Raw genomic sequence first — 12,955 nt, forward strand, 5'->3', positions numbered from 1 at the left:
AGTAAACTCAAAATAATTTCAACTGCTGCTTACAACCCTTTTCTTGCTTCTTATATTATAACAATCATTGAGAATCAAAATTTTACAAATTTACGGTTCCAATGAGATACTAATAATCCACTACGAAATATTTAAAATCAACTACCAAATAAAACTCCTAACATTATTTTAAAATAAAACTGTCCATTGTTTATCGAAATTTATTACAATCTTGCGAACTCAAGTTCTACATTTCTTGACATCATGTCTGAGAATTGTTTTCATACGGGCGATTCTGAACCCACATCACTTAATTCTGATACTAACTCAATATGATAATTTATAATTCAAATGTTGTAATCTTTTCATTTTCAATTAGCTCACTATCATCATATATTGATTTAACTAATTTTTTTTGAAAAAATAGTTTTTCTTCAACTGTTTGAATTTCTGCTATGGCTTTATCAGAAGCAATCACAAACCACCCTTCTCCAACTTCCCCATCTTTCATAGGAGTCATATTCATATTGCCATTTGCCCAATAAATAGACTCAACCATTAATTCTCCTGATTTATTTTTCCATGCAAATAATTTTGTGGGTTCTGGAATCCAATCAAGATGTCTAGCTAAAACAGGATTTAGTGCTATCCATCTTGATTTTATATCAAATTGATTAAATCTATGATCTCTATGAATTATTATAAAATGACCTCCCCCACGTAGATTGTGGTAATTATCACTAAGCTTATGAAAGACTGTCCCAAAGATATAGGCTTCAGAATCGTCTATACTATCTGAGACCGTAATTTGCGATGAAAACTCCTCTGATGGACTTCCCCAATCTAAATTTTTAATAATATTATATTCTCCTATAATTTTAAAACCATTATCATAAATAATAAAACTAGCTTCCTGCAATCTTACATTATCCTCAATGTTATCAATCCAATCTTTTCTTACAAATTTATCTTTTTCAATTTTTGGAATGAAAGTTGGCTTTTTTATTGTGTGAAAAAATGGAACACTTTTATCTTTAGATATTAATATTTCTCTAAGTTCTTCATTGTAACATGTATGAGAATCTATCAATTCAGTGGCTAATTGCATCATTGCCCTTAATGCTGTAATAACTCGGGGTCTATGAAATGAATATTTTAAATTAATTTCTTCTAGATGACTTCTTATTTCTTTTTCAGACTCAATAGTCCATTCATTCTCATTGCCTAACTCTTTCATCAAAGATTGTGTTCTTACCAATAAGTTAGACTTATCTAGTTCTGAAATTCTTGATATATAGTTAATTATATAACCAAAAGGCCTTATTAAATCATTAGGATTATTAACATCTGATGCTGGAAAATATGAATCATTTTTTCTTCCCAATTTTAGTGATTTTATTTCTGGAATTTCTAAGGAGTAAATAGCAGGTAGCGCATTAAACCTAATCTGCGGAATATCTTTTCCTAAAAATTCAAGAATTTCGATAGCATCATTTCTAATCTCAAAATCTTTAGACACTGCATATTCTTCGAGTATTGTAACAAAATCAACAGCCTTTTCTGGGTTGAGATGAAATAGCGAAACTATGATTTCAATAATAGAGTAATCATTAAGCTTTCTCTCCATAAGATAATTGCTTGCATACTCATTATACGCTGCAATACACTTTGCAAATAGTATTATTGCTTTTTCTCTGACTATGTTAACAGGGGATTTTAAAAGTTCAACCAAATAGTCAACATATATCTTTTCAGACGGGATATCTAATGATTCTAATAAAGGTAAATCTGCTGAAGGCGTACTATTAGACATTAGTCTTTGGAGATATTCAAAAATTTCATTCCAGATTTCTACTTCCGGAAAGCTTTCTGTTAATAATCCCATTATGTCTCTTAAATCATAAAAATATGAACTAGGATAGTCTGTCTCAATTACATTGTATGAGAAAACCTCAAAAGCCTTTTTTGTCGCTTTTGAGGAATCAACTTTTTTTAGAGCATTAAATGCTTCTATTCTTGAGCCTCCATCATAATGTTTTACCCATCCCGATTCGCTCGACAATTCAATACTTTTCTCAGCCAAATCTTTTGCTAAATCAGAATTTCCTTTATTCAAAGCTATTTCACTCATTTTCGAATAAAATATTGATTCTCTTTTTGTGATTTTTGCAAAGCTGTTAATATCTTTGATATTATCAAGAGAAATTATAGGTTCTAACTTATCTATGACTTTTGACCAGTTAAAATACGAATTACCCTTATCTTCATTTTGCAGCATTTCTTTAAAATCCTCATAATTCTTTATATGTTCAAGAACTTGATTTTCAGATAATCTCTTATAATCTGGTTTCAGAACTAATTCGTTTGAGGATGAATCAGTTTTTTCACTACCATTTGGAAGAGTAAAATCCGGAAAATAATCTATCGTATTCAAATTATGGGTTACAAAAAAATTGTCTATTTCTTTTAAAAGATATATCCTTTCTGCGTCAAATGCATTTATATTTATACTGTCTAAAATGTATGAAAGCTGGTTTTTGAAAAAATTTTCACCACAGATTTCAATTCCTTTTTTTAGAATTCCTGTAAGTAATTCTATACTCGTGGATTCTGATGAGAATAAATACAAATCACAATATAGGTAAATAGCACTATTATAATTTTGTTCCGTATTTATCTGTTTAATAAAATACTTTATAAAAAGAGCCAAAGCCTCATTAAAATCTATCAGCCCATTTTTTATTTGCCAATTAGACTGTTGCACTCCATCATTTAAATTATTTTCAAAACCTACTTCCAGTAAATCTTCTGAAGCATCCCAATATGCTCTTCCCTCTGTAGTCTCTTTAATATGATTAAGGTGTGATAAGAACCATACAATTCTATCAGAAGCACCCGTGGGATTTACTTTATTTATTTTTCGCAGCCACCTTATCCAAGTATTAAACTGATAGTCTTTACGATAGCCTATTCCTATTGATTCTTGTATTGCTTGTTTTAACCATTTTTCACTTTCATTACTCTCATTAATTTGAAAGTAAATGTTTGCCTGATCAATACATTCTCTTACACGCCCATCAATATCATGATTATCCAACATGAAACTTTCAATTGTTTGCAATCGTTCTAGACAAATATCTTTTGAATAATCTTCTTCAATAAGAGATGAAACTATATGTCGTTGAGTTTTACTATTCCAGTATTTTTTATTGCTATCGAATTCTAAAAAAAGCTGATGAGCTATTTTATTTATATTTTCTTTTCCGGTCAATGATACAGCGTGAATTAGGAGATCAAAATATTCCTCTTTGCACTGTTGTATTTTATACCAATAACTATTGCGTGGAGAAATTTTTTTATAATAAAATTTGACAACAGGAATCATCCTTTGAGTAATTTCTCCCGAGAAACTTCCCATTATTCCCTCACTTAGTACCTGAGAAATCAAACATAACATTCTTTCAAACTCAACTAATACTTCTTCATCACTTCCAGAAGCAGCAGAGGGAATAGCAGAAGTAATAGATACTCCTTTATTGCAAAGATTAAGTAATTTATTAAACTTTATTAATGGAATAAATGGATCCAAAGAATCACTATATCCTAAATCTATTTCTTTTGTTGTGGTTTTTGAAGGATGTTCAATATTCTTGATCCACTCCCAAACTTCATTGGTATCCTGAGTAACTTTGAAAATCAGATCAGCAATATATATTCTTCCAATCGGTGTTGTACTTTGTATCGTAAAATGTTTTTTTATAGAAGATATAAATTCAATTGCTCGATTATTATCATTTGTATCTATACATTCTTCAATTGCATTTTGGAAAAGATGAAATATTGCATTTTTACCTTTTTTTGTTTTAGTATTTATGCTACTTAAAATTTTGGTGAAATCATCCCATTTATTCTGCTGAATAATACTATGACCCAGACTTTCTAATATTTGAATACGTAAATCTGAATCTTTTTCTTCAAATCTATTATTTTCAGAGTCATTAGAAAATTCAATACTATTAACAGCTAATAAAATGTTGTCTATCGATTCAAAATACGCAGCAGTCGCTACCCATTCCTCCAAGGAATCTTTAGTCTCTCTATAATTATGCGAATTTTCAATTAGTATCTTCTGATTAGTAATAACTTCAGGATAAGCTAAATTGTATAATAGCTCAGCTTCTGATTTGTATCCAGAATTAAAAAAAATCCTGGAGGCTTTTAAGGCATAAGATTCTGAACAGTGCAATACATTTCCTGATCTTAAGTATCCTACAGCTTCACTAAACTTGTTTATTTGTAAAAGTTCTTCCGTTAGAGATGCGGGATCAATATTAAATAACCTTCTTTCAATCTCAGCAGAACAAAACAAATATTTTAGGAGAACAATTAAACTATTTTGCTTTCTACTAATCTCAATACCCAAATTTATATCTTTCTTAATTTCATCTGTCGGCCTAAAATTTAATAACTGGTCCGTGAAATCTTCCGGAGTTGCTACCGATAAAAATGTATCATAATCTTCGGATTCAAACAAATGATAATTCTGATTCCATTTTGGTTCTATAATAGATTTATCATAATACTCTGCTAACTGCTTATGATAACTACGATGTAAACTGAAATCAAAATCTTTATTTAAATAATTTATGGCTGTTTGCGTTAACAAAAACTGCTTGAATGAATTATGAAAAAAAGACAATGCTTTGTTCTCTTCATTAAATAAAATTTTCGCTTTCTCGTTAAATGATTTGTGTGTTGCTCTTTCAAAAGACCATTCTTGTAAAAAACCGATATTTATTAAGCCTTTTATTCTGGTAATTAAACCTAAAAAACTAACTAAGTTTTCGTCTTGATTAATTGGTTCCCAAATCTTTTTATAATAGTTATCTATATCTCCTTCAATTGTTGGAAGGGGATCAATAGCTTCCTCTAAACTTTCTATTCTTGATAATTTTTCTGCCAAATATGATAAATATAGGGGATGACCTTGCGATTTCTCATATATTTTTGATTTTATACCAATAGTTATTTCGGCAATGAAATCTGCGTTATCTATATAATTGTAAACGTCTTCTTTTCTTAAAGAGTCAATTTTTATAGTTCTTTCAGAATTTTGATATTCACTTTTAACCTCTTGTGGAATGTCGCTTAAATCATAAGATTGGCTACCTAAAATAATAATGACACCATTTGGTAATGTTGCAGGCAGTGGAAGCTCTCTAAGGAAACTGGTTGAAGCTGATTTATATTCTCTCGGAACATGGTCTAATCCATCAATAATGATAATTGTTTTTTGTTGAGACTCATTATATTCTTCACCAATATATTTTATTTGTTCATAAAATACGTCTTTTAAAAAAACAAGATCCTTATATGGTAAAATATCTCTCTTGTAAATACCTGCTTCTTTTATTTGGAAAACTAAATCAAAAAATAGATGGATTGCATTTCCTCTTTCGTAATAATTTAAGTGTGAAGATGGATTTGCAAAGTCAAAAGCATAATATTTAATAACTCTTGTAGAGGATGCTTTAGACCATTGGTTTAATAACGTAGATTTACCTGAGCCTGGTCCTCCTGAAAGAAAAATGTAGCCAGATTCTAGGTCATTTACCTTTGAATCTAATAATTCTAAACTGCTGGTTATAGGCTGATATTTTTTTCTATCGATTACTATATCATGATTGAATGTAGTTTTAAAGCGATCTTCCCAACCTAGTTCCTGAATTATTTGGAGTCGTGAGAACTCTACAAGTCGCACAGGGCTTGCGACTTTTTCTATAATAAATCTGCTTAAGTCTTGTAGATCACTATCCTCTCTCAAGTATTTAGACTTTGCAACACTAAACTCTCTTTGTTTATAATTATAATGAAAGTCAAAACATTCAACAAATTCGTTAAATTCTTTCTCTTCTACATTAAGTATTTTTTTTAAATCTTCAAGGACGGGTTTCCACTTATCACTAATTGTATTCTTATTGCGTAGTTTTTTCCAAACCTCTTTTATAAAATCATGAAAGCTTCCTATCTTATTATTTCCGACTTTTATAGTATCATTTTCTGATAATTTTTTATTTGTAATCAAATGTGGAATAACCTTTTTATTTACATTAATTCTTTTCAAATTTTGCCAACTTGAGAAAATTACTGGTAAAAGGTTGGTAAAAATAGTGTATGATATATTTGCCTCCGAAATTGTCCATTTAACTTGATATGCATGAACTTCTGAAGATGTAGAATATTGGATGTCATCGAGTTTTTCTGCTTCCGGATCTGCAACTTTTATCCAAGAAAGATTCTTATTAATTAAATTAAGATAAACAAACCATGCAAATTCATCAAATTGAGGTAAATATCCTCCCATAGCAGCTCTTTCTCCTTTTGCCGAAATTATTTCATTATCCATTGAAGTAAGTTTTATTACAAAAATAACTATTTAAATTTAGGATTAAAATCTACCAATTCATTATATAGGTAATATTTTAATATAAATCTTTATAACAGTTGAAAAATCGAGAAAAATTAACTGATTTCGAACAAAATGCAACATATTGATTATTAAACATTTGTATTAGTGGATAGAGAATTACCTCAAAAATATGAAAGTTTGGTTTTCATCAAATTGATTAAAAAGGTTGATAAAGGGGTAGCTTATGCACCGCTTATTTTTGGACTTTTGTCGCTTTGAGTTTATTCTCGTGAGAAAAAAGAAATTGAAAAGCAGAAGGTGGCAGTGGAAAGTATTCGATAGAACAATAATTGAAACTCATCAAACAGCAATTATTCAAATTTATATAGAAGATGGTATAGATATTACGAGTTTTCGGTAAAAATATAAAGCTAACTGAGCAAATCTAGCACTTTTATATTACAAGAATGATTAATTAAACCTTCATGATCTCACTGTAGAGGAAAAAATAATGTAATTTAGATCACTAATAATTACAATTATTGTACAGAATGAGTAACAAAGAAAACTTCAAAATTATAGCTATAAATGTTGGTAAAATGCTACCAACCAAAGACACTCGTAAAAATTCTTTATTGACTTTAGATGCTTCAAAAAATTTAAAAAACAATCAAATTTACCAATTCCGAAATGAGTATCAGTTTCAGAAAAATGACTTTTCAGAGGTAGAATACATACCTAAAACAGATGTCAATTTATATGAACTAAAAACCTCAATAAATAATATTCCAATTAACATTAATGCTGTTGTAGGTGGAAACGGTTCAGGTAAAAGTACTTTAATAGAATTACTATACTGGGCAAATTACAATATTGGAAGTATTCTAAATTTATTAGAAGATGAGAACCGTAGAAAACGGAAACCTTTTAAATTTTTAGATTTTGAACTTTTATATTCTGTTGATTTGAACACTCTAATAAATGTTGTTTTTAAAGAAGGTAATGTTTATCAACAAACCTATAAACGAAACAACAATAAGTTTGTCGCGAATGTTTCAAAGCAAGAGATTAAAAGCATTGATGATTTAAAACAGTTCTTTTATACGATAGTTGTTAATTACTCTCATTTTGCTTTGAACTCTTTAGAAATTGGAGATTGGATTAATCCATTATTTCACAAAAACGATGGATATCAAACACCTATTGTATTAAATCCAATGCGAACCGATGGTATTATTGACATCAATAAAGAAAAATATTTGCTCACAAGAAGATTATTAGCCAATCTTCTTGAACCTATAACCGAAGGGCAAGAAGAAAACAGTTTACGCAATATTGCAAACAATAAAATTGCATCTGCTTTGGAACTGTCATACAATCCTAATCCTAATGCAACCCTAGAAGAGTCCATAGATTCAACAGTAAGAGAAAAATTAATTGAAGCCTTTCAGCAACATTTTGGATTTCAAATAACAGAACAACAACTTGATAATGATTTATTTGTGAATGTTACACTTTCGTACATTCATAAGAAGCTCATTAAAATGGCTTTTTCTGATTATAAAATATTCAAAAGATATAGAGAACCGAAAGAAAGAAATATAAAAAATATAAATGCGTATATCAGGAGAATAAAAGAAAGTGACAGTCACGCCGTTTTCAAGGTAAAAGGAGCTATTCTTTACTTAAAATATTATCAGACCTTGTTACCCAATCTCGATTTTAAAAAACCTTTCAGTTTAGAAATTGATGAATTGTCAAAAAAGATACAGGAGATACAGAAAAAAGAATCATTTATGGTGAATACCTTTATGATGTCTCCTCCTTCTTTTTTCTATATTAACATAGTCCCAATAGATGGTTCTTCATTTGGTTCTTTAAGTTCTGGAGAAAAACAAAAAATACATAGTATTAGTTCTATTGTATATCATCTTATTAACCTCAATTCTGTTGAACAGCTAAAGGAAGAAAAAGCAGAAGAGTCCGAAAAAATAATTCATTATAACTATATCAACATCATATTAGACGAAATAGAACTTTATTATCACCCTGAATGGCAAAGAACATACATTGCTGATCTATTAGATTATATTGGTAAAATTAATCCTGAGAATTTAAAACATATTAAAGGATTAAACATTACCTTTTTAACTCATTCACCATATATTTTATCAGATATTCCAAACGCTTTTGTTTTGAAATTAATCAAAGGAGAGCCTCATATAGAAGGCAACGAAACCTTTGGCGCAAATGTACACGACCTCTTAGCAAATGACTTTTTTATGCAAAAGGGGTTTATGGGGGAATGGGCAAAAAGTCAAATAAAATCGGTTATTGAAAGTCTCACATTGAAGATTAATAATAAAAAGATAGAAATGCTCAACGGTCTATTAAATGAAGAGTCCGAAAAAAATAAAATTTTTATAATAAAAGGCGAGATTAAATCTATTGAAATTGAAAATTCTAGATATAAAGAAATAGAACAAACACAATGCTCTTCTATTATATCAATAGTTGGTGAACCAGTTTTGTATAATAGTTTAATGGAACTGTACAGTCAAGCATTTCCAAATGATGAAACCAATTTCATTCAATCACAAATTGACAAGCTAACTAAACTATTAAATAAATAATCATGATTTCGTTACATATAAATAAAGCAAAAAGCGTTCAGGAGTTTTTTAAAGTAGAAATAGAAGAACAAAGAAGTTCTGCACTGCAAAAACTTCAGGCAATTAATGAAAACATATTTGATCAAGCTGAACAAACTTACCTTCACAACGTCATTACTCAATTTCAAGATATCTCATTTTTAACAAAAAGCCCTTTAGAAATAGAAGCTATTAAAGGAGTAGTTGGACTATTGCCTGCAAATTCCCGTTTTGAGATGGTGAATGGAGAACTCAAGCCCATGAAAAAACAACTAACTCATTTTATTCAAAATGCCCTTAACTATACAAATTGCCGAGATAAATTTTATCCAAAATATTTTAGAAAGATTGGAATAAAATCTTGTGTTTATTGTAATTCTCAATTAACTGTTGTTATCACTAAGAAGAATAATGAAATTGACGCAAGACTCGAAGTTGACCACCACTATCCTAAAAGTGATTTTCCGTTTTTAAGCATTTCGTTATTTAATTTGTATCCCTGTTGTGCTTCTTGTAACAAAAGAAAAAGTTCTACACCAATCAATTTTTTTCTTTATACAGATATCACATCAAAACTTTCAAAATCTGATTATAACTTTAAAATCACTAAATCTTCCGAATGTGATTATTTAGTAACGAAAGATGCTGAAAGTATTGAAATTCTATTTAATGATGTATCTACAGCAGTAGCTGGTCATCAATCGCTACAAAATATGTTCAGTATAAAAGAAATTCACGACACTCAAAAGGATATTATAGCAGAATTGATTGTCAAGAACCAAATTTATAATGAAAGTTTCAAAGACATTCTTCAAAAGAACTTTTCAAAATTATCATTAAGTCAAAATGATTTTGATAGAGTAATTGTTGGTAATTACACCAAAGAAAAAGATATCCATAAAAGACCATTTAGCAAAATGACAATGGACATTGCTAAACAATTGGGGCTGATAAAGTAAAACGTATTGCAAACAAAATTAAATCCTATTTTTAAGCCAAATACTGCCTTTCAAAGCCAATCAATACCACATTTCCTAAACCTTTATAAAGACCTTGTAAATTCGACTTCCACAGAAAAATTGGGCAGAGTATGGAAGTTATTGTCATGCAAAAATCCGCACTAAGTTTAAATCTTTACTTGAATATCAATTTATAGAGTTCTGTGATTAAACTTTCTCTTCTTTCGAAGTCGCAGTTAGTTGTAAAAAAAAGAGATTTTATACTTTCAAGTGTAAAGTCTTGATAAATATTTATTTCCTTATTGAAAACTGGATAAGATTGACCATTTAAACTATAAATATCGATACTTGAAAAATCTGGGCGAATCTCTAAAAAGGCTTTTTCACTAGGTCTTTTAATTAAATAGTCGAATTTCTTTTCATCAGAATCCCATAAAACTTGATGACTTCTTACAAACGATTTTGGAAATTTACTTTTTACCGCATTTAAGACTAATTCATCAAGTTCGTCATTTGTAAATAGTTCTTGCTTAGGATAATCTATTAACTTTTCGATTGGATTTGGTTCCTGATCATCGTTAAGTTTATAATCACTTGTAATTTGACGATCATAAATAATAATACCAATAGTAATTTCAACACCAAATTGGTTTGTTGAAACAATGCTTATTTCTTTAACAATTTTCCAGTCCTCTTGATTCAATAGCTTAATTGTGACTTGTTCTGGTGATTTATTTATATTACTCATATTTTTATTCCCATTTTAAATTTTGAGCATATTTTGTTTGAGGGCCTAATTCAAAATTATACTCTTTGTCACTTTCGTTATGACCTAATGATTGGATTATACTGTCAGAAACCCAAATATATTTATCCGATTTTGTATCTTTTAATTTTTTTAAAATAGGTAGTTGTTCGTCATTAATTAATAAATCGAAAATTTCAAATACAAAAATCCCTTTGCCGCCACTATCAAGGTTTATAATTGGTGATTGAATTTTCTTTTTAAATTCGTAATCTATATAGCGAAATTCCCAATTCGGCAATATCTTTTCAGAAATAAGTTCTTCACAAAATTCTCTCCAAGGAGATATTTCACGATCTTTTTTTGAGTTAAACCATTTTAAAAATTTTACCACGTTTTTTCCTTTAACATGAACTCTTAAATCGTTTTTTGCAATTCCTTTTTCTGTTTCAAATTTCCTGTCTGGTTTTACTCCTAATTCTTCAAATATTGTTTTACTACTTGGAAGCGATTTATAACATCCACCTACAGGCTGGTAATACCCTCTAGTTCTACTTTTAACTAAAAGATATTCATTTTCCACTTTAATTCTATACAAATATGCTATTGATAATCTAATATCTTTTGAACAGTATAAAACTTTAGTCTGAAACAAAAACCATAATTGTTTATAATTATCTATTAACCAGCCTAACACCAATGTTATTAACGAAATTATACCTGCCCTTGTAAATGGAGAATGCCAAAAATCATCATCAAAAAATCCGATGATAATTAGCAAAACGGGTATTGTGTATTTTATGACATTATCCTTCATATTATTTTTGGACTTGGTTTTAGTTGAATTATTGTTTCTTGAATCGATTCAAAGTCTAATGGCTTTGATGGGAAACATTTAGATACAGCTTCAGGTAAGACTCTCAGTCGGATGTCTGAAAAAGAAAAAGCTAAACCATCATTATGTTTTTCTCCAGTTAAATCTGCTAAAGACTTTAATTCGTCATTGGTTAATCCAATTTCCCCGATTGATTTTTCGAATAATTGCATTCTTTCATCAAAACTGGGTCTTTCGAATTCTAAAATTATTGCAGCTCTTCGAATTATAGCCTCATCAAGAAAATGAAGTCTATTGGTTGACATAAATAAAATAGCTCTTCCATTTAATTCTCTTAATTCATCTATTTTTTGAATTAGTGTGTTTACTGCTGCTTTTTCTTCTTGGTGCATTTGCATTGTTGACCTAGTGGAAGCAATAGCGTCTGCTTCGTCAATCAACAGAAAAGCAATTCGTCTCTTACCTGCTTGATTTTTTAATTCACTAAATGCATCATTGACTAAATTTCCCATTTGTCCATGTAATCCTTCTCCTCTGACCCTGGTACTTAGTTTTAAGAAAAAGCCATCTTTTTTAAGTTCTCTCAACATCCTGTCTGCAATCGCTTCGGCAGAAATGGTTTTTCCAGTTCCTGCATCTCCGGATAATATTATTAAAGGATATTTTTCTTGAAGTTGGGAAATTATAGGTAATTCAGTTTTATGAAACTTCTTGCTCCACTCAATTAGCCCTTCTTGATCTAGAAGGAGTTTTAAATTTGAGAATATTCTATCAAATTTTGAATCAAAACCGACCAAATTTTTTGTTCTTTCGTGGATATTCTTACTGGGTAGTTCCACTATATTGTCGAAAATATTACTCATAAATTATTTATAGTTGGTTTTTTGTAATTCATATCCTTTGCTAGCATATAATTGAGCATTGGAACCTTGAAGACTAGGAAATGAATTATCAATAGAGGAAGCCGTCCATGATAACTTAAACCCTTTTGAAAAATTTTCTTTATCTGTTGCATTTAAATTTTTCCATTTCTGAGTATATGCCAAAATGACTGATAATCTTGTGTTTGGAATGTCAGTCCAATCATTATTCTTCCCTGCTCTTTCACTTTCTGTAGATGTTCCAATAGAATTTACAATAAATTTAGAAGCTCGAATTACTCTTCCTGTCTCGCTATTCAGTAATACGACATCAACTGAATATAAATATTCATGTTCAGCCAATCGAAGTATGTCATAGAATATTTTATCAACATATTCCATTGTCCATTTTCCAGTTCTTCTTGCAATTGTTCTAATATCAGCTTCACAGCCTTCGAAAGTTTTTCTTATATCTAAAACTGTATAAGTGCTTGTTTTTGTAGTTGTTCCGTACATA

The 12,955-nt window shown here is 29.5% G+C and carries 7 protein-coding genes; 2 read left to right on the forward strand and 5 right to left on the reverse strand.

All coding sequences use genetic code 11. From position 1 onward, the window contains the following. Positions 1–319 precede the first annotated feature (319 nt). Positions 320–6,385 (reverse strand): NACHT domain-containing protein, encoded by a 6,066-nt coding sequence (locus B5X64_RS08510; RefSeq protein ID WP_079464817.1) that lies wholly within the window; start codon positions 6,383–6,385, stop codon positions 320–322. A 554-nt stretch (positions 6,386–6,939) separates the two neighbouring features. On the opposite strand from B5X64_RS08510, the gene B5X64_RS08520 reads away from it, so the two are divergent. Next, positions 6,940–9,021 carry an AAA family ATPase gene (locus B5X64_RS08520; protein WP_079464818.1) on the forward strand — a complete coding sequence of 694 codons (2,082 nt, stop codon included), beginning with the start codon at positions 6,940–6,942 and terminating at the stop codon, positions 9,019–9,021. A gap of 2 nt (positions 9,022–9,023) precedes the next feature. Continuing rightward, on the forward strand, positions 9,024–9,998 hold the full coding sequence (locus B5X64_RS08525; RefSeq protein ID WP_079464819.1) for an HNH endonuclease: 975 nt from the start codon (positions 9,024–9,026) through the stop codon (positions 9,996–9,998). Positions 9,999–10,173: 175 nt separating this feature from the next. Here the strand turns inward: B5X64_RS08525 and B5X64_RS08530 are convergent, their stop codons facing one another. From B5X64_RS08530 to B5X64_RS08545, 4 genes are read right to left on the reverse strand one after another with little or no spacing between them, the layout of a single operon-like run. Then, entirely contained in the window at positions 10,174–10,746 is a 573-nt protein-coding gene (locus B5X64_RS08530; protein WP_079464820.1) for a hypothetical protein, read from the reverse strand. A gap of 4 nt (positions 10,747–10,750) precedes the next feature. After that, positions 10,751–11,560 carry an SMODS-associated NUDIX domain-containing protein gene (locus B5X64_RS08535; protein WP_079464821.1) on the reverse strand — a complete coding sequence of 270 codons (810 nt, stop codon included), beginning with the start codon at positions 11,558–11,560 and terminating at the stop codon, positions 10,751–10,753. After that, positions 11,557–12,441, reverse strand: a complete 885-nt coding sequence (locus B5X64_RS08540) for an ATP-binding protein (RefSeq protein WP_079464822.1) — start codon at positions 12,439–12,441, stop codon at positions 11,557–11,559. The genes B5X64_RS08535 and B5X64_RS08540 overlap by 4 nt, the downstream gene beginning before the upstream one ends. 3 nt (positions 12,442–12,444) lie before the next feature. Beyond that, positions 12,445–12,954 carry an HORMA-1 domain-containing protein gene (locus tag B5X64_RS08545; protein WP_164463440.1) on the reverse strand — a complete coding sequence of 170 codons (510 nt, stop codon included), beginning with the start codon at positions 12,952–12,954 and terminating at the stop codon, positions 12,445–12,447. Position 12,955: the final 1 nt, after the last annotated feature.

Origin of the sequence: Chryseobacterium balustinum (assembly GCF_900168205.1) — a bacterium.
GTDB lineage: Bacteria > Bacteroidota > Bacteroidia > Flavobacteriales > Weeksellaceae > Chryseobacterium > Chryseobacterium balustinum.